This is a genomic window from Micrococcus sp. CS26, from assembly GCF_055522295.1.
Genome location: NZ_JBVFVY010000001.1, coordinates 67,939 through 85,662 on the forward strand (window position 1 = coordinate 67,939; position 17,724 = coordinate 85,662).

Below are 17,724 nucleotides of genomic sequence, written 5' to 3' on the forward strand. Positions count from 1 at the left end.
GTCAGCCCACCGATCCTTCCATCTGCAGTTCGATCAGCTTGTTGAGCTCGAGCGCGTACTCCATGGGCAGCTCGCGGGCGATCGGCTCGATGAAGCCGCGCACGATCATGGCCATGGCCTCGTCCTCGGACATGCCACGGCTCATGAGGTAGAAGAGCTGCTCCTCGGACACCTTCGAGACGGTCGCCTCGTGGCCGAGGGTCACGTCGTCCTCGCGGATGTCGATGTACGGGTAGGTGTCGGAGCGGGAGACCGTGTCCACGAGCAGGGCGTCGCACACCACCGAGTTGGCGGAGCCGTTCGCGCCCTCGGCGATCTGCACCAGGCCGCGATAGGCGGCGCGGCCGCCGCTGCGGGCCACGGACTTGGACACGATCGAGGAGTTCGTGTGCGGGGCCATGTGCACCATCTTGGAGCCGGTGTCCTGGTGCTGGTCCTTGCCCGCGAACGCGACGGAGAGGGTCTCGCCGGTGGCGTGCTCGCCGGTCAGGTACACGGCCGGGTACTTCATGGTCACCTTGGAGCCGATGTTGCCGTCGATCCACTCCATGGTGCCGCCGGCCTCGACCACGGCGCGCTTGGTCACGAGGTTGTACACGTTCGTGGACCAGTTCTGGATGGTGGTGTAGCGCACGCGCGCGTTCTTCTTCACCACGATCTCGACGACGGCCGAGTGGAGCGAGTCGGACTGGTAGATCGGGGCGGTGCAGCCCTCGATGTAGTGCACGTACGAGTCCTCGTCCGCGATGATCAGCGTCCGCTCGAACTGGCCCATGTTCTCCGTGTTGATGCGGAAGTAGGCCTGCAGCGGGATCTCCACGTGCACGCCCTTGGGCACGTACACGAAGGAGCCGCCGGACCACACGGCCGTGTTCAGGGAGGCGAACTTGTTGTCGCCGACCGGGATCACGGTGCCGAAGTACTCCTCGAAGATCTCCGGGTGCTCCTTGAGCGCGGTGTCGGTGTCGAGGAACACGACGCCCTGCTCCTCCAGGTCCTCGCGGATCTGGTGGTAGACGACCTCGGACTCGTACTGGGCGGCGACGCCGGCCACGAGACGCTCGCGCTCGGCCTCGGGGATGCCCAGGCGCTCGTAGGTGTTGCGGATGTCCTCGGGCAGGTCCTCCCAGGTCTTGGCCTGGCCCTCGGTGGAGCGCACGAAGTACTTGATGTTGTCGAAGTCGATGCCGGACAGGTCCGGGCCCCACGCCGGCATCGGCTTGCGCTCGAAGTACTTGAGGGCCTTCAGGCGCAGGTCGCGCATCCACTCCGGCTCGTCCTTCTTGCCGGAGATGTCGCGCACGACGTCCTCGTTCAGACCGCGGACGGCCTTCTCGCCGGCCGCGTCGGAGTCGGCCCAGCCGTACTGGTAGGCGCCGATGGCGTTGAGCTCGGGGTTCTTGTCGAGGATCTCCTGGATCACGCCGGGGTCGGCGGTCTCCGCGGAGTCCCGCTGGACGATCTGGTCGGTCATCTCAGCCTCTCTCACTAGTCACTGCGGTCGGGGTCGGTCGGGTGGTCGGCGGGAGCCGGGGCGAGGCCCGCGCGGCTCAGTCGCGGCCCAGCGGCACATGTGTGGTGCACACGTGGGCGCCGGCGGCGAGGGTCGAGAGCCGGCGCACGTCCACCTCGAGCAGGCGGGCGAACAGCGCGGTCTCCTCTTCACAGAACTCCGGATGGCGCGCGGGAATTCCCTGGAACGGGCAGTGCCCCTGGCAGACCTGGTCCGCGCGGAGGGTGGGCGCCAGGCCCGCGCCGAAGTGGCGCAGCGTGCCGGCGTAGCCGGCCTCGTCGAGGACCCGGGCGAGGATCCGGGTGCGGTCCTGCAGCGCGGTCTCCCGGCCGCCGACGGCGGCCGTGAAGCGCTCCTCGATCTCCCGGAAGGCGTGGCGCGCGGCGCGGCGCACCTCCTCCTCCCCGCCGAGCTCCTCGAGGCGGGCCAGGGTGTCCAGGGCGACGGCGAGGTGGTCCTTGGGCAGGTGCTCCTGCGCGTGCGAGGTGACCACGTAGCGACGGGAGGGCCGTCCCGCGCCGCGGGCCGCGGTGACCCGCTTGACCTCGACGAGCGAGTCCTCCTCGAGCGCGTCCAGATGGCGGCGCACGGCGGCGGCGGTCAGCTCCAGCTCGCGACCGATCTCGGCCGCGCTCACGGGTCCACGCGTCAGGACCAGCTGCAGCACACGCTCGCGCGTGCCCTCGGCCGGGGCCGGAGCGGGGGGCGACGCAGACTGATCCGAATACACCACGCCATCATGACCTATTGATCTGGAACGGTTCAAGTGAGGCTCGCCTGGCTTGATGACGCCCGCGGCGGAACCCGCGTCAGACCGGGCGCCCCGGCCCCACGAGCCGGGGTCGCAGGGCCCGAGGACTAGACTGGCACAGTGCCCCGACCTCCCCTGACCCCGGATCCCGTGCCGCGCGACGAGCCCGTCCTGCGCCTGAGCGACGTCCACCGGAGCCTCGGCCGCGGCCGGTCCCGCACCCCCGTCCTGCGGGGCGTCGACCTCACCGCCCGTGCCGGCGCCGTCACGGTGCTGCTCGGCCCCAACGGGGCCGGCAAGTCCACCACCCTCGGCCTCTGCCACGGCATGGACCGGCCCGACGCCGGCACCGTGCGCGTCTTCGGCGCAGACCCGTGGCGGGCCTCCGCCGACCTGCGCGCCCGCATCGGCGTGATGTGGCAGGAGGGCGGCCTGCCGCCCGCGATCCCCGCCCGCCGCTTCGTCGGCCACGTGGCGTCCCTGTACCGCGACCCGCTGCCCGTCGAGCCGCTGCTGGAGCGCCTGCTGATCGCCGACGTCGCCGGTCGCCCCCTGCGCCGCCTCTCCGGTGGCCAGCGCCAGCGCGTCGCGCTCGCGGCCGCCCTCGTCGGCCGGCCGGACATGCTGTTCCTCGACGAGCCCACCGCGGGCCTCGACCCGGAGACCCGGCCCGTCGTGCACGACGTCGTGCGTGAACAGACCGACCGCGGCGCCGCCGTGCTGCTGACCACGCACCTGCTCGACGACGCCGAGCGGCTCGCGGACGACGTCGCCATCCTGCGCGCCGGCCGCGTGGTGCGCTCCGGCTCGCTGGCCGAGCTCACGCGCGTGGCCGAGGGCGACGTCGTCGACGTGGACTTCGGCGACGCCTCCCCCGACGCCGTCCGCGCCTGGGCCGACACCCTGCCCGCGCCGCTGCGCGCGGCCGGCCTCGACGAGTCCGCCCGCCTGCGCGTGGCCGGCGTCCGCGGCCCGGACGACCTGGCCGTTCTCGCCGCGAGCTGGCGGGAGCACGCCCTGATGCCCACCCGATTCGAGCGCGCCGGACTGCGCCTCGAGCAGATCCTCCGGGAGACCGCCGCATGAGCACGCCCGTCGTCGACCACCGCGCCCCGGCCGGCACCGGAGCCCACGCCGGCGCCGCCCCGCTGGCCGCCCGCGTCCTGCGTCAGGCCGGCTACGAGACCGGCACCGCGCTGCGCAACGGCGAGCAGCTGCTCGTCACCGTGGTGCTGCCCCTGCTCGCGCTCGTGGGCGTGCACGTCACCGGCCTGCTGGACGCCCCCGGCCGCTCGGGCCTGGACGTGGCCGTGCCCGGCGTGCTCGCCCTGGCCGTGATCAGCTCCGCGTTCACGGCCACCGCGATCGCCACGGGCTTCGAGCGTCGCTACGACGTGCTCGCCGCCCTGGCCACCACCCCGCTGGGCACGCTCGGCCTCGTCGCCGGCAAGGCCCTGGCGGTGGTGGCCCTCCTGCTGGTGCAGGTGAGCGTGATCGGCGGCGTCGGCCTGGCGCTCGGCTGGCGTCCGGACCCCGAGGGGATCCTGCCGGCCCTCGTCGCCCTCGCGCTGGGGGCCGCCGCCTTCACGGCCCTCGGGCTGCTGCTCGCCGGCACGGCCCGGCCGGAGGCGACCCTCGCCGTCGCCAACCTGCTGTGGGTGCTGTTCGGCGCCGTCGGCGGCACGGTGTTCCCCGCGCGGGTGCCCGGCGTGGACCTGCTCCCCTCCGGCGCGCTGGGCACGGCCCTGCGGGCCGCCCTCCTGGACGGGGCCTGGTCGCCCGTCCCCCTGCTCGTGCTCACCCTGTGGGGCGCCGTGGCCGTCGCGGCCGCGCTCCGCTGGTTCCGCTGGCGGCCCTGAGCCGTTCCCCGTCCCCCTGCATCGAACGATCGGAAGGACACCGTGTCCACCACCACCCCCGCGGCCGGGACCGCCCCGGCCGGGCTCGCCGCCCGCCTGCCGCAGCGCCTCACGAAGGCCACCATGGCCCTCGCCGTGGCGTCCCTGGCGTCCGAGATCGGCATCATCGTCACCGGCGGCGCCGTGCGCCTCACCGGCTCCGGCCTGGGCTGCCCCACGTGGCCCAAGTGCTCACCCGAGTCCCTCACCAACACCCCAGAGATGGGCATCCACGGCTACATCGAATTCGGCAACCGGACGCTGACGTTCGTCCTGGTGGTCATCGCCGCCGCCATGTTCCTGTCCCTGTGGAACCTGCGCGGCACCCACCGGAGCCCCTTCTGGCTCTCCGTGGGCCTGCTGGCCGGCATTCCCGCGCAGGCCCTCGTGGGCGGCGTCGTGGTCCTGACGAATCTGAACCCGTGGTGGGTGGCCGGCCACTTCATCGTGTCCTCGATCATGGTGGCCGTGGCGACCCTGCTCGTGGTGCGCATCGCCGCCGAGCGCCGTGCCGGCCGGGCGGGGGTGCCCCTCGTGGACGGCGCCACCACCGGCCGGTCCCGTGCCGCCGCCTGGGCGGCGTTCGCGCTGACGTGGGCCGCCGTGTACCTGGGCACCGTGGTGACCGGCACGGGCCCGCACTCCGGCGACCCCGGCTCGCCGCGCCACGAGTTCGACCCGCTGCTGGTCACGCGTGCCCACGTGATCCCGGTGTACCTGCTCCTGGCGGCCGCCCTGGTCCTGTTCTTCACGGTGCGCCGCGCGGCCGGCGCCTCCCGCCTGCAGCGCGCCGCCGTGCTGCGGCTCCTGCTCGCCCTCGTGTTCCAGGCCGCCGTGGGCTACACCCAGCACTTCACGGGCCTGCCGATCGGCGTGGTCCTGCTGCACATGCTGGGCTCTGCCCTGCTCGTGGCCGCCGCGACGGAGACCTGGGACCGCCAGGTCGCCCGCTACGTCACGGCCGGGCCGGGTGTCCCGGTCGAGGCCGCCGCCCCCACGCGCACCGTCGCCGCGGGCTGACGCCCCGCGCACGCGAACGGCCCCGCACCGGCTGGTGCGGGGCCGTCGTCGTCTGCGTCCCGGGGAGAGCGCCCGGGGCGGATCGGCGCTCAGGCGCCGAAGTGCATCAGCGGCGCGCCCACGAACGGGTCCACGGCCAGGGCGATGAACAGCAGCGTCAGATAGGTGATGGAGAGGTGGAAGACCTTCATGGCCTTGCGGTCCTCGAAGTCCTCGCGCTGGGCCTGCACCTGCAGCACATGGGACTCCCAGATGAACCAGGCTCCGACGACGAGCGCGACCGCGGTGTAGACGATGCCGGCCCAGCCCATCGGCACGAGCAGGAGGGAGCACGCCACGGTGGCCCACGCGTAGAGCACGACCTGGTTGGAGACGTGGCGCGCGGAGGCGATGGCGCCGAGCATCGGCACGTCGGCCTGCTGGTAGTCGCGCTTGTACTTCATGGACAACGGCCAGTAGTGCGGGGGCGTCCACAGGAAGACCACGAGGAACAGCACGATGGCCGGCCACTCGACGGTCCCGCGCACGGCCGCCCAGCCGATCAGCACGGGGAAGCAGCCGGCGATGCCGCCCCACACGATGTTCTGCTCCGTGCGGCGCTTGAGCACGAGCGAGTACACGACCACGTAGAAGAAGATGGCGGCCACACCCAGGCCGGCCGCCAGCCAGTTGGCGCCGAACCCGAGGATCAGGATGGACACGACCGTCTGCACCCACGCGAACACGAGGGCCTCGCGAGGGGTGACCTCGCCGGTGACGAGCGGCCGGTTCTCGGTGCGCTTCATGACCCGGTCGATGTCGCGGTCGATGTAGCAGTTGAAGGTGCCGGAGGCGCCGGCGGCGAGCGCACCGCCGACGAGCGTGGCGATCATGGTGAGCACGTCCGGGAAGCCGCGCTGCGCGAAGATCATGGTCGGCAGCGTGGTCACCAGCAGCAGCTCGATCACCCGGGGCTTCGTCAGCTCGACGTACGCCCGGACCTTGCGGCGCAGGGGCAGCGGGGACCGGTCGACGACGCCGGGCTCGGCGGCGGCGACGCGGGCGGCGGACGGCGACTCCAGGGAGGATGACATCTGCTTCTCACGGTGAGGGGACGGTGGGCGTGCCCGTCCCGGGGTTCGGATCGGCCACTCGGGCGGTCCGCCTGCGGTCAGGCCTTGACCCAGTCTACTCGTGTCAACGGCTGTTCGCCCGGGGGCGAAGCATGTCATGAGGCGCCCGGTCGGGCCCGCCCCGCCGTCGCGCGGCTAGGCTGGGACGACGGCCCCGCGCCGCGACGCCCCGGCGTCGGCCGGGGCCGCACCCCGACGCTCCCGATCCGCCAGGAGAGAACCCGTGACCGACGCCGCGCAGCCGTCCACCCCCCCGACCCTGGACCGGGTGGCCCCGGCCCGCGGGTTCGTCTACTCGGAGCAGGACCGCCGGATGGTGGACACGCTCAAGGCGCTCTCGGCGGACGCCGTGGAGAAGGCCGGGCACGGCCACCCCGGCACCGCGATCTCGCTGGCCCCCGTGGCGTGGCAGCTGTACCAGAACGTCATGCACCTGGACCCCACGGACGACCGCTGGGAGGGCCGGGATCGCTTCATCCTCTCCGCGGGCCACGCCTCGCTCATCCAGTACCTGCAGTTGTTCGCCGCGGGCGCCGGGCTCGAGATCGAGGACATCCAGGGGCTGCGCACCGAGGGATCCAGGACCCCGGGCCACCCGGAGTACGGCCACACCCACGGCGTCGAGGTGACCACGGGTCCGCTGGGCCAGGGCCTGGCGATGGGCGTCGGCTTCGCGTACGAGCAGCGCCGCGTGCGCGGGCTGATGGACCCCGACGCCGCCCCCGGCACCTCCCCGTTCGACCACCACGTGTTCGTGCTCGCCTCCGACGGGGACATCCAGGAGGGCGTCGCCGCCGAGGCCTCCTCGCTGGCCGGGCACCAGGAGCTCGGGAACCTGGTCGTCGTCTACGACGCGAACCGCATCTCGATCGAGGACGACACGGACATCGCGTTCACCGAGGACGTGGTCCGCCGCTACGAGGCCTACGGCTGGCACGTGCAGGAGGTCGACTGGACCAACGGCGCCCAGGGCCACGCCGTGACCGAGTACACGGAGGACGTGGAGGCCCTGTACGACGCCCTCGTCGCGGCCAAGGCCGAGACCGGCCGGCCCTCGCTGATCAAGCTGCGCACCGTGATCGGCTGGCCCTCCCCCACGAAGCAGAACACCGGCGGCATCCACGGCTCCAAGCTCGGCACGGACGAGGTCGCCGGCCTCAAGGAGAGCCTCGGGCTGGACCCGACCAAGACCTTCGACGTCGACCCCGAGCTCCTGGCCCGCGCCCGGTCCATCGCCGAGCGCTCGGCAGAGTACCGCCGCGGCTGGGAGGCGGCGTTCCAGGCCTGGCGCGAGGCGAACCTGGAGAACGCGCGGCTGTACGACCGACTGGCCGGACGAGAGCTGCCCGCTGGCTTCGCGGACGCGTTCCCGTCCTGGGACGCGGACGAGAAGGGCCTGGCCACGCGCGCGGCCTCCGGAGAGGTGCTCACGGCCCTCGCGCCGGTCATGCCCGAGCTCTGGGGCGGCTCGGCCGACCTCGCCGGGTCGAACAACACCACCATGAAGGGCGAGCCCTCCTTCATCCCGGCCCGCCGCTCCACCGCCACGTGGCAGGGCCACGAGTACGGCCGCACCCTGCACTTCGGCGTCCGCGAGTTCGCGGCCGGGGCGATCGTCAACGGCATCACGATCGGCGGCCTGACCCGTGCCTACATGGGCACGTTCCTGACGTTCTCCGACTACATGCGCCCCGCCGTCCGCCTGGCCGCCCTCATGGGCACCCCGAGCACGTACGTGTGGACGCACGACTCCATCGGCCTCGGCGAGGACGGCCCCACGCACCAGCCGGTGGAGCACCTGGCCGCCCTGCGGGCCATCCCCGGGCTCGACGTCGTCCGCCCGGCCGACGCCAACGAGACCGCGTGGGCGTGGCGGACGGTGCTCGAGCACCGGGACCGCCCGGCCGGACTCGTCCTGTCCCGGCAGAGCCTGCCCGTGCTCCCCCGGGACACGGACGGCTTCGCCCCCGCCTCGGGCGTGGCCCGCGGCGCCTACGTCCTCATCGACGCCACGGATGCCGACGGCGCGCCGACGCCGGCCCGCGCGCTGCTGATCGCGACCGGCTCCGAGGTCTCCGTGGCCGTGCGGGCCCGCGCGCTGCTGCAGGCCGACGGCGTCCCGACCCGCGTCGTCTCCGCCCCCTGCCTCGAGTGGTTCGCCGAGCAGGACGAGGCCTACCGGGCCGAGGTCCTGCCCGACGGCCCCGACGCCCCGGTCCGCGTCTCCGTCGAGGCCGGCATCGCGATGCCGTGGTTCGAGCACACGGTGACGGCCTCCTCCCCGGGCGCCCGCGTGAGCCTCGAGCACTACGGCGAGTCGGCCGACGGCGCCCGCCTGATGGAGAAGTACGGATTCACTGGCGAGCACGTCGCCGAGGTGACCCGCGGCCTCCTCTGAGGCCCGGCGCCCACGGCGCCCCGAGCACGTCCACCCCGAAGGGAAGGCACCCGCAGACCATGAGCACCCCGCAGAACCCGAACACCGCCGCGCTGGCCCAGGCCGGTGTGTCGATCTGGCTCGACGACCTCTCCCGCACGCGGCTGGACGAGGGCACGCTCGAAGAGCTGATCGCCACCCGCTCGGTCACCGGCGTCACCACGAACCCGTCCATCTTCGCGGTCGCCCTCGCGGACGCGGGCGCCTACCAGGGACAGCTGCGCGAACTCGCCGCGGCCGGCGCCTCGGTGGACGAGGCCGTCGTCGCCCTGACGACCGAGGACGTGCGCCGCGCCGCCGACGTGCTCGCGCCCGTCCACGAGCGCACCGGCGGGGCGGACGGCTTCGTCTCCCTTGAGGTCGATCCGCGCCTGGCCCGCGACGCCGCCGGCACCGTGGCGCAGGCCCGCGAGCTGGCGGCGGCCGTCGACCGTCCCAACCTCATGGTGAAGATCCCCGCGACCGTGGAGGGCCTGTCCGCCATCGCGGACGTGCTCGGCGCGGGCATCAGCGTGAACGTGACCCTGATCTTCTCCCTGCCCCGCTACCGCCGGGTGCTCAACGCCTGGCTCACCGGCCTGGAGAAGGCCCGGGCGAACGGGCACGACGTCCGCCGCCTCCACTCGGTGGCCTCCTTCTTCGTCTCCCGTGTGGACACGGAGGTCGACGCGCGGCTGCGCGCGATCGGCACCCCCGAGGCCGAGGCGCTGACCGGCCGGGCCGCCGTCGCCAACGCGCGCCTGGCCTACCGAGCCTTCGAGCAGGCCCTGGACTCGGAGCGCTGGCGCCTGCTCGAGGCGGCCGGCGCCCCCGTGCAGCGGCCCCTGTGGGCCTCCACCGGCGTCAAGGACCCCGCCCTGCCGGACACGCTGTACGTCACCGAACTCGTGGCACCGCACACCGTGACCACCCTGCCGGAGAAGACCCTCGAGGCGGTCGCCGACCACGGGGTGATTGCGGCGGACACCGTCACGGGCGCCTACGCCGAGGCCGATGCCCTGCTCGACGCGGTCGGCGCGGCAGGCGTGTCCTACCAGGACGTCGTGGACGTGCTGGAGACTGAGGGCCTGGAGAAGTTCGAGGCCGCGTGGGACGAGCTGCTCGGCTCGGTCCGCTCCGGGCTCGACGCCCATCGCTGACCGCACCCGCCCCCCGACCCCGCCGCCCGCTCGCCACGCGCACGGAAGGACCCCCCATGAGCACCCTCGGCCTCACCGCCACCGGAGCCGCCCTCGAGGCGATCGACCGCCATCTGCCCGCCCTCCTCCAGGACCGCGTCGCCTCCCGCCTCGGGGCGCAGGACGCCGACCTGTGGGGGGCGCCGGCCCGCGACGAGGCCGCCAAGCGGCTCGGCTGGATCGACCTGTTCGAGGACTCCCGCGCCCTCGTCCCGCACATCGCCCAGCTGACCCGGGAGCTGCGCGCCGAGGGCGTGGACCGCGTGGTCCTGGCGGGCATGGGCGGCTCGTCCCTGGCCCCCGAGGTGATCGCGGCGACGGCCGGCGTCGAGCTCGAGGTCCTGGACTCCACGGACCCGCTCCAGGTCTCCCGCGCCCTCGAGCGCGACCTCGAGCGAACCGTGCTGGTGGTCTCCTCCAAGTCCGGCTCCACCGTGGAGACCGACTCGCAGCGCCGCGTCGTCGAGGCCGCGTTCCGCGACGCTGGGATCGACCCCCGCACCCGCCTGGTCGCCGTCACGGACCCGGGCTCACCGCTGCACGCCGCGTGCGAGTCCGCCGGCTGGCGCGCCGTCTTCACCGCGGACCCGACCGTGGGCGGGCGTTTCTCGGCCCTCACCGCGTTCGGCCTGGTCCCCACCGGCCTGGCCGGCGTGGACGTCGCGGCCCTGCTGGACGACGCGGAGGCCGTGCTCGACCTGCTGATCGCCGACGACGAGGACAACCCGGGCCTGCAGCTCGGCGCGGCCCTGGGCGGCACCCGCCCGCTGCGCGACAAGCTCGTCTTCGCCGACCACGGGTCCGGCATCGCCGGACTGCCGGCCTGGATCGAGCAGCTGATCGCCGAGTCCACGGGCAAGGACGGCACCGGGCTGCTGCCCGTCGTCGTCGCCCCCGGCGACCCCGAGACCGTGTGGGACGCCCCCGACCTGCTGCAGGTGCAGCTCGTCGGCGAGGACGACGTCGCGGCCCCGGGCCACGGCGTGCAGGTCGCCGGCTCGCTCGGCGCCCAGCTGCTGCTGTGGGAGGTGGCCACCGCGGTGGCCGGCCGCCTGCTCGGGATCAACCCCTTCGACCAGCCGGACGTGGAGGCCGCCAAGGCCGCCGCCCGCACCCTGCTGGACGGCCCCGCCGCCGAGCGGCCGGCCGACGGCGAGGTGGAGGGTGTCGAGGTCTCCGGCCCGGCGTCCGTGACCTCTGCCCCGGACCTGGCCGGCGTGCTGCGCGCCACGGCGGCACTGGTGCCCGAGGGCGGCTACCTGGCGGTCCACGCCTACCTCTCCCGTCATGACGACGCCGAGCTCGAGGAGCTGCGCGCGGACCTGGCGGACCTGGTCGGCCGCCCGGTCACGTTCGGCTGGGGTCCGCGGTTCCTGCACTCCACCGGACAGTTCCACAAGGGCGGCCCGGCCGTCGGCGTGTTCCTGCAGATCACCGGCGACGCCGGCCTGGACCTCGAGGTGCCCGGCCGCCCGTTCTCCCTGGGCAGGCTCATCGCCGCGCAGGCAGCGGGCGACGCCCGGGTGCTGGGCGATCTCGGCCGCCCCGTGGTCACCCTGCACCTGCGCCGCCGCGACGCGGGCATCGAGGCCCTGAGGAGCGCCGTCCGTGGCCGGTGAGTCCCGGACCGCCCCCCGCAACCCGCTGCGCGACCCCCGTGACCGGCGCCTGACCCGCATCGCGGGCCCGTCGGCGCTCGTGCTGTTCGGCGTGACGGGCGACCTGGCGAAGAAGAAGCTCCTGCCGGCCATGTACGACCTGGCCCAACGCGGCCTGCTGCCGCCGGCGTTCTCCCTCGTCGGCTTCGGTCGCCGCAGCTGGTCCGACGAGGAGTTCGCCGACTACGTGCGCGCCGCCGTCGAGGCCTCCTCCCGGACCACGTTCGACGAGACCGTGTGGGACCAGTTCCAGGGCGGTCTGCGCTTCGTCTCCGGCGCGTTCGACGACGAGGCTGCCTACGTCCGTCTCGACGAGGTGCTCGCCGAGCTCGAGACCTCACGCGGCACGCGGGGGAACACCGCGTTCTACCTCTCCATCCCGCCGGACTGGTTCGAGGCCGTCTCCCGCCACCTGGCCGACCAGGGCCTGGCCGACCGGTCGCAGCCGGCCGAGGGCCCGTGGCGCCGCGTGGTCATCGAGAAGCCCTTCGGCCACGACCTGGCCAGCGCGCAGGAGCTCAATGCTGTGATCGAGCGCGTCTTCCCCTCGGACGCGGTGTTCCGCATCGACCACTACCTCGGCAAGGAGACGGTGCAGAACATCCTCGCGTTCCGGTTCGCCAACCGGATGTTCGAGCCGCTCTGGAACGCGGAGCACGTGGACCACGTCCAGATCACGATGGCCGAGGACATCGGCATCGGTGGACGGGCGAGCTACTACGACGGCGTGGGCGCGGCGCGCGACGTCATCCAGAACCACCTCCTGCAGCTGCTCGCGTTCACCGCGATGGAGGAGCCGATCTCGTTCGACGCGGACCATCTGCGCGCGGAGAAGGAGAAGGTCCTCGAGGCCGTGACCGTCCCGGACACGCCCGAGGGACTCGCGGCGGCCTCCGCCCGCGGCCAGTACACCTCCGGCTGGCAGGGCGGCGAGCGGGTCACGGGATTCCTCGACGAGGAGGGCTTCAACCCGGCGTCCGTCACGGAGACGTACGCCGCGCTCAAGGTGGGCATCCGCACGCGGCGCTGGCAGGGCGTGCCGTTCTACCTGCGGGCCGGCAAACGCCTCGGCCGGCGGGTGACGGAGATCGCCGTCGTCTTCAAGAAGCCCCCGCACCTGCTGTTCCCCGTCCACGACGGGGACGAGTTCGGGCAGAACATCATCGTCATCCGGGTGCAGCCGGACGAGGGCGTCACCATCCGCTTCGCGTCCAAGGTGCCCGGCACGCAGACCGAGATCCGCGACGTCACGATGGACTTCGGCTACGGCCACGCCTTCACCGAGGACTCCCCCGAGGCGTACGAGCGTCTCATCCTCGACGTGCTCCTCGGGGAGCCGCCGCTGTTCCCGCGCCAGGCCGAGGTGGAGCTGTCCTGGCGGATCGTGGACCCGTTCGAGGAGCACTGGGCGAGCCTGGGCACCCAGCCCGAGCCCTACGCCCCGGGCACGTGGGGACCGCCCTCGGCCGACGCCCTCATGGCCCGCGACGGACGAAGCTGGAGGCGCCCGTGAAGATCCGCATGCACGACACCACCACCTCCCAGGTGGCCAAGCGCATCACGCAGCTGCGCGAGAAGAGCGGGGTCGTGGCCCTCGGCCGCGTCCTCACGCTCGTGATCAGCACGGACGACGCCGGCATCGAGTCCGCCGTCCAGGCCGCCAACGCGGCCTCGCTCGAACACCCGTGCCGCATCGTCGTCCTGGCCCTGGGCGACCCCGCGGCCCCCACCCGCCTGGACGCCGAGATCCGGGTCGGGGGCGACGCCGGCGCCTCCGACGTCGTGGTGCTGTGGTGCGCCGGGGAGAACGCCCACGCCGACGAGTCGCTCGTCTCCGGGCTGCTCCTGCCCGATGCGCCCATCGTCGTGTGGTGGCCCGGGGTGCCACCCGGGGTCCCCTCGGCGACGGCGCTCGGTCGCCTGGCCCACCGCCGGATCACGGACACGGCCTCGGCGTCCGCGGCCGAGCCCGCCCTGTGGGCTCTGCGCGCGGGCCACCATGAGGGGGACACCGACCTGGCCTGGACGCGCCTGACGCTGTGGCGGATCCAGGTGGCCGGGATCTTCGACACGCTCGACGTGGCCACCCTGCGCTCGGTGACGGTGGACGGGGCGCCGGACTCCCCCAGCACCATGCTGCTCGCGGCGTGGCTCACCCTGACCCTGAAGGTGCCCGTGACGATCGCGCACTCGAAGGTCGGCCACGGGATCCGTGCGGTGCGCCTGCGGTGCACGGACGGGGACGTGGTGCTCTCCCGCTCGCAGTCGCAGGTGGCCCGGCTCTATCAGCAGGGCCGGCCGGTGCAGCGCATCTCCCTGCCACGCCGGACGATCCAGGACTGCCTGGCCGAGGAGCTGCGCCGCCTGGACCCGGACGAGGTCTTCGGCGCCGTGCTCCACCAGGGCCTGCCGCGCACGGACCTCTCCCCCGTGCAGGCCTCCGAACGCTGAGGGGCCCCCGGCGCCCCACCGGTCCGGGACGCGCGAACGCCCCGCACGGATCTTCCGTGCGGGGCGTTCGCGTCGGGGCCCGGCGGGGCGGCCTCAGGACTCCATGGTCAGACGCGGCAGGACGCCGAGCAGGGCGATCACGACACCCCAGGCGACCACGGAGCCGACGGTCAGGCGGGTGAGCAGACGCTGGGCGGAGCCCGAGGAGCTCATCGAGCTGGTCACGCCGCCGCCGAACATGTCCGAGACGCCGCCGCCGCGGCCCTTGTGCAGCAGGATGAGCAGCACGATGACCACGCTGAGCACGACCACGAGGATCTGCAGGGCCAGGGTCAGGACGTCCACGGGAGGGCTCCTCGGGTCGAGGTGCGGCCCCGGCGCGCGCCGGGGCCGTCACGGAGAATGCGGTCGGTCGGGCCGGACGGATCAGGCCTGGTCGAACCGGACGATCTTAGCAAACTCGTCCGCGTCGAGGCTGGCGCCGCCCACGAGGGCGCCGTCCACGTCTGGCTGCGCCAGCAGCGCCGGCGCGCTGGAGGACTTCACGGAGCCGCCGTAGAGGATCCGCAGTCCGGCGGCGACGTCGTCGCCGTGCAGTGCGGCCACGCGGGCGCGCAGGGCCGCGCACATCTGCTGCGCGTCCTCGGGGCCGGCGACCTCGCCCGTGCCGATCGCCCACACGGGCTCGTAGGCGACGACGACGCCGGCCACGTCCTGCGCCGACAGGCCCGCGATCGAGCCCTCCAGCTGGGCGAGCGTGTGCTCGACGTGCCGGCCGGCCTGGCGCACCTCCAGGCCCTCGCCCACGCAGATCACCGGGGTGAGGCCGTGGCGCAGGGCCGCGGCGGCCTTGCGCGCGACGAGCGCGTCGTCCTCCCCGTGGAGGGTGCGACGCTCGGAGTGGCCCACGATCGCGTAGCGGCACCCCAGCGCGGCCAGGAACGCGCCGGAGACGTCGCCCGTGTAGGCGCCGGCGTCCTCGGGCGAGAGGTCCTGCGCGCCGTAGGCGAGGTCCAGGCGGTCGCCGGTGACGAGCGTCTGCACGGCCCGCAGGCCCGTGAAGGGCGGGAACACCGCGACCTCCACGGCCTCCTGGTCATGGTCCGCGTCCGTGAGGAGCCACGTGAGGCGCTGCACCAGGGTGACGGCCTCGAGGTGGTCCAGGTTCATCTTCCAGTTGCCCGCGATCAGCGGCACGCGTGTGGTCTGCTCCGCCATGCTCACGCCCGCCCCTCGCCGGCCAGGGCGGTGACGCCCGGGAGCTCCTTGCCCTCGAGGTATTCGAGGGAGGCGCCGCCGCCGGTGGAGATGTGGCCGAACGCGTCGTCGGCGAAGCCGAGCGTGCGCACGGCCGCCGCGGAGTCGCCGCCGCCGACCACCGACAGGCCGCCGGCCGCGGAGGCCTCGGTGAGGGCCCGGGCCACCGCCCGGGTGCCCTCCGCGAAGGCCGGGAACTCGAACACGCCCATGGGGCCGTTCCAGAACACGGTCTGGGCGCCGCGGATCTGCTCCGCGAACGCCCGGGCCGTCTCGGGGCCGATGTCCAAGCCCATGGCGGACGCGCCGTGCGCGCCCGAGGTGAGGGCGTCCACGGCCAGGACCTCGTGCTCGGCGTCGGCCGCGAAGCCGGAGGCCATGACGATGTCCGTGGGGAGCACGATGCGGGCGGCCCCGGCCTCGGAGCGGCGCAGGTACTCGCGGACGGTGTCGAGCTGGTCCTCCTCGAGCAGGGAGGCGCCCACCTCGTGGCCCTGCGCCTTGAGGAACGTGAAGAGCATGCCGCCGCCGATCAGCAGCGTGTCGGCCTTGTCCAGCAGGTTGTCGATCACGGCCAGCTTGTCCGAGACCTTCGACCCGCCCAGCACGACGACGTAAGGCCGCTCCGGGGACTCGGTCAGACGGGTGAGCACCTCGAGCTCGGCGGCGACCAGCGGGCCCTGGTGGGCCGGCAGCTGTGCCGCGACGTCGAACACGGAGGCGTGCTTGCGGTGGACCGCGCCGAAGGCGTCGCCCACGTAGGCGCCGTCGTCGCCGGCCAGCGCCGCCATCTCGCCGGCCAGTGCGGCGCGCTCGGCATCGTCCTTGGAGGTCTCGCGGGCGTCGAAGCGCACGTTCTCCAGCAACAGCACCTGGCCGTCCTGCAGGGCGGCGGCCTTCGCGCGCGCGTCGTCCCCGGTCACGTCCGCGGCCAGGGCGACGTCGGCGCCCAGCAGCTCGGCCATGCGCGCGGCGACCGGACGGAGGGAGTACGCGGGGTCCGGCTCACCCTTGGGGCGGCCCAGGTGGGCCATGACGATCACGCACGCACCGGCCTCGGCCAGGTCCCGGATCGCGGGCAGCGAGGCCCGGATGCGGCCGTCGTCGGTGACGGTGTCCCCGTCCAGCGGGACGTTCAGGTCGGACCGGATGAGCACGGTGCGGCCGGCGACGCCGGCCTCGAGCAGATCGGTGAGGGTCGGTGCGGGCATGATGCCTCCTGGGGTGCCGGAGCGGGGTCGGTTCACGGTGCAGTCTAGGCGGACGGCCCGGGCCGACGGAGGAACCGTCGGCCCGGGCCGTCGGGCGCCGTGCGGGCTCAGAGCTTCGAGCCGATGAGGTCTGCGAAGTCCATGAGCTGGGAGGTGTAGCCGTACTCGTTGTCGTACCAGCCGATGATCTTCACGGTCTGGCCGATGGACTTGGTCAGCGGGGCGTCGAAGGTGCACGCCGCCGGGGAGGTGATGATGTCCGAGGACACGATCGGGTCCTCCGAGTAGACCAGGCGGCCCTGCAGCGGACCGGACTCCGCGGCCTTCTTGAACGCCGCGTTGATCTCCTCGACCTCCACGTGGCGCGTCAGCTCCACGGTCAGGTCGGTGGCCGAGCCGGTGATGGTGGGCACCCGCATGGCGAAGCCGTCGAGCTTGCCCTTCAGCTCCGGGATGACCTCACCGATGGCCTTGGCCGCGCCCGTGGAGGTGGGCACCATGTTCTGGGCGGCGGCGCGCGCCCGACGGCGATCCTTCTTGTGCACGTTGTCGTGCAGGTTCTGGTCGCCGGTGTACGCGTGGATCGTGGTCATGATGCCGTCCACGATGCCGAACTCGTCGTTGAGGACCTTCGCCATCGGGGCCAGGCAGTTCGTGGTGCACGAGGCGTTCGAGACGATGTGCATCGTCTCCGCGTCGTAGGTGTGCTCGTTCACACCCATCACGAAGGTGCCGTCGACCTCCTTGGCGGGAGCGGAGATGAGGACCTTCTTGGCCCCGGCGTCGAGGTGGGCCTGCGCCTTGGGGCCGGTCGTGAAGATGCCGGTGCACTCGATGACCAGGTCCACGCCGAGCTCACCCCACGGCAGCTTCGTCGGGTCGGCCTCCTGGAAGAACGCGACGTCGCGGCCGTCGATGCGGAACCCCTTCTCGGTCCGCTCCAGCTCGCCCGGGTAGCGGCCCAGGATGGTGTCGTACTGGGTCAGCCAGAACAGGTCCTCGGGGTCGGCGAGGTCGTTCACCGCGACCAGCTCGAGGTTCTCGTGGCCGCGGTCCCTGAGCACGCGCACGATGTTGCGTCCGATGCGGCCGTAGCCGTTGATGGTGATCTTGGTCATGGTGGTCTCTCTCGTTAGTTCGCGTTGCGTGGTCCCCGTGGCGGTGGGTCCGGGGCGGTACGGTCGAGCGGTCGCGCCCGGTCCGGGCGCGCGGTGGGGACAGGGCCGGAGCGCCGAGCC

General features: G+C 73.3%; 15 protein-coding genes. 8 read left to right on the forward strand and 7 right to left on the reverse strand.

The features are described from left to right. Position 1: 1 nt before the first annotated feature. Together sufB and ACZ1IK_RS00330 are read right to left on the reverse strand one after the other, a co-directional pair. Positions 2-1,474 (reverse strand): Fe-S cluster assembly protein SufB, encoded by a 1,473-nt coding sequence (gene sufB, locus ACZ1IK_RS00325; RefSeq protein ID WP_036315257.1) that lies wholly within the window; start codon positions 1,472-1,474, stop codon positions 2-4. Between the two features lie 76 nt (positions 1,475-1,550). Then, complete coding sequence (locus ACZ1IK_RS00330; RefSeq protein WP_101962887.1) at positions 1,551-2,246, reverse strand: helix-turn-helix transcriptional regulator; 696 nt, start codon at positions 2,244-2,246, stop codon at positions 1,551-1,553. A gap of 138 nt (positions 2,247-2,384) precedes the next feature. Between ACZ1IK_RS00330 and ACZ1IK_RS00335 the strand changes: the two genes are divergently transcribed. Genes ACZ1IK_RS00335 through ACZ1IK_RS00345 form a run of 3 tightly spaced genes read left to right on the forward strand, consistent with a single transcriptional unit; the run spans position 2,385 to position 5,182 of the window. Further along, positions 2,385-3,350, forward strand: coding sequence for an ABC transporter ATP-binding protein (locus ACZ1IK_RS00335; protein WP_230956199.1), 966 nt, complete (start codon positions 2,385-2,387; stop codon positions 3,348-3,350). After that, positions 3,347-4,123: an ABC transporter permease gene (locus tag ACZ1IK_RS00340; RefSeq protein ID WP_036315265.1), complete on the forward strand. Its 777-nt coding sequence runs from the start codon at positions 3,347-3,349 to the stop codon at positions 4,121-4,123. The genes ACZ1IK_RS00335 and ACZ1IK_RS00340 overlap by 4 nt, the downstream gene beginning before the upstream one ends. A gap of 42 nt (positions 4,124-4,165) precedes the next feature. Further along, a complete protein-coding gene (locus ACZ1IK_RS00345; protein ID WP_095353368.1) occupies positions 4,166-5,182 on the forward strand; it encodes a COX15/CtaA family protein in 1,017 nt (338 codons plus the stop codon). A gap of 89 nt (positions 5,183-5,271) precedes the next feature. On the opposite strand, the gene ACZ1IK_RS00350 is transcribed toward ACZ1IK_RS00345, so the two are convergent. After that, positions 5,272-6,255: a heme o synthase gene (locus ACZ1IK_RS00350; protein WP_060973634.1), complete on the reverse strand. Its 984-nt coding sequence runs from the start codon at positions 6,253-6,255 to the stop codon at positions 5,272-5,274. Between the two features lie 262 nt (positions 6,256-6,517). On the opposite strand from ACZ1IK_RS00350, the gene tkt reads away from it, so the two are divergent. Genes tkt through ACZ1IK_RS00375 form a run of 5 tightly spaced genes read left to right on the forward strand, consistent with a single transcriptional unit; the run spans position 6,518 to position 14,018 of the window. Further along, entirely contained in the window at positions 6,518-8,692 is a 2,175-nt protein-coding gene (gene tkt, locus ACZ1IK_RS00355; RefSeq protein WP_070709184.1) for a transketolase, read from the forward strand. 59 nt (positions 8,693-8,751) lie between these two features. Further along, positions 8,752-9,870 (forward strand): transaldolase, encoded by a 1,119-nt coding sequence (gene tal / locus ACZ1IK_RS00360; RefSeq protein WP_036338557.1) that lies wholly within the window; start codon positions 8,752-8,754, stop codon positions 9,868-9,870. Positions 9,871-9,926: 56 nt separating this feature from the next. Then, positions 9,927-11,528, forward strand: coding sequence for a glucose-6-phosphate isomerase (locus ACZ1IK_RS00365; RefSeq protein WP_036315278.1), 1,602 nt, complete (start codon positions 9,927-9,929; stop codon positions 11,526-11,528). Next, on the forward strand, positions 11,518-13,080 hold the full coding sequence (gene zwf, locus ACZ1IK_RS00370; RefSeq protein WP_036315281.1) for a glucose-6-phosphate dehydrogenase: 1,563 nt from the start codon (positions 11,518-11,520) through the stop codon (positions 13,078-13,080). The genes ACZ1IK_RS00365 and zwf overlap by 11 nt, the downstream gene beginning before the upstream one ends. Beyond that, positions 13,077-14,018 carry a glucose-6-phosphate dehydrogenase assembly protein OpcA gene (locus ACZ1IK_RS00375; protein WP_036315284.1) on the forward strand — a complete coding sequence of 314 codons (942 nt, stop codon included), beginning with the start codon at positions 13,077-13,079 and terminating at the stop codon, positions 14,016-14,018. Before zwf ends, ACZ1IK_RS00375 begins: the two co-directional genes overlap by 4 nt. Before the next feature lie 93 nt (positions 14,019-14,111). Here the strand turns inward: ACZ1IK_RS00375 and secG are convergent, their stop codons facing one another. The 4 genes from secG to gap all read right to left on the reverse strand — a co-directional run bounded on the left by secG (position 14,112) and on the right by gap (position 17,604). Then, complete coding sequence (gene secG, locus ACZ1IK_RS00380) at positions 14,112-14,363, reverse strand: preprotein translocase subunit SecG (protein ID WP_036315286.1); 252 nt, start codon at positions 14,361-14,363, stop codon at positions 14,112-14,114. A gap of 81 nt (positions 14,364-14,444) precedes the next feature. Beyond that, positions 14,445-15,236: a triose-phosphate isomerase gene (gene tpiA / locus ACZ1IK_RS00385; protein WP_036315288.1), complete on the reverse strand. Its 792-nt coding sequence runs from the start codon at positions 15,234-15,236 to the stop codon at positions 14,445-14,447. 2 nt (positions 15,237-15,238) lie between these two features. Next, positions 15,239-16,486: a phosphoglycerate kinase gene (locus ACZ1IK_RS00390; RefSeq protein ID WP_070709034.1), complete on the reverse strand. Its 1,248-nt coding sequence runs from the start codon at positions 16,484-16,486 to the stop codon at positions 15,239-15,241. Between the two features lie 107 nt (positions 16,487-16,593). After that, positions 16,594-17,604, reverse strand: a complete 1,011-nt coding sequence (gene gap / locus ACZ1IK_RS00395; protein ID WP_465098211.1) for a type I glyceraldehyde-3-phosphate dehydrogenase — start codon at positions 17,602-17,604, stop codon at positions 16,594-16,596. Between the last annotated feature and the right edge of the window lie 120 nt (positions 17,605-17,724).

Bases quoted from the DNA above. Each gene is read 5' to 3' on its own strand.
- sufB (WP_036315257.1), bottom strand. From the start codon at position 1,474: ATGACCGACCAGATCGTCCAGCGGGACTCCGCGGAGACCGCCGACCCC.
- ACZ1IK_RS00340 (WP_036315265.1), top strand. From the start codon at position 3,347: ATGAGCACGCCCGTCGTCGACCACCGCGCCCCGGCCGGCACCGGAGCC.
- gap (WP_465098211.1), bottom strand. From the start codon at position 17,604: ATGACCAAGATCACCATCAACGGCTACGGCCGCATCGGACGCAACATC.
- ACZ1IK_RS00390 (WP_070709034.1), bottom strand. From the start codon at position 16,486: ATGCCCGCACCGACCCTCACCGATCTGCTCGAGGCCGGCGTCGCCGGC.
- tal (WP_036338557.1), top strand. From the start codon at position 8,752: ATGAGCACCCCGCAGAACCCGAACACCGCCGCGCTGGCCCAGGCCGGT.
- ACZ1IK_RS00350 (WP_060973634.1), bottom strand. From the start codon at position 6,255: ATGTCATCCTCCCTGGAGTCGCCGTCCGCCGCCCGCGTCGCCGCCGCC.
- tpiA (WP_036315288.1), bottom strand. From the start codon at position 15,236: ATGGCGGAGCAGACCACACGCGTGCCGCTGATCGCGGGCAACTGGAAG.
- ACZ1IK_RS00365 (WP_036315278.1), top strand. From the start codon at position 9,927: ATGAGCACCCTCGGCCTCACCGCCACCGGAGCCGCCCTCGAGGCGATC.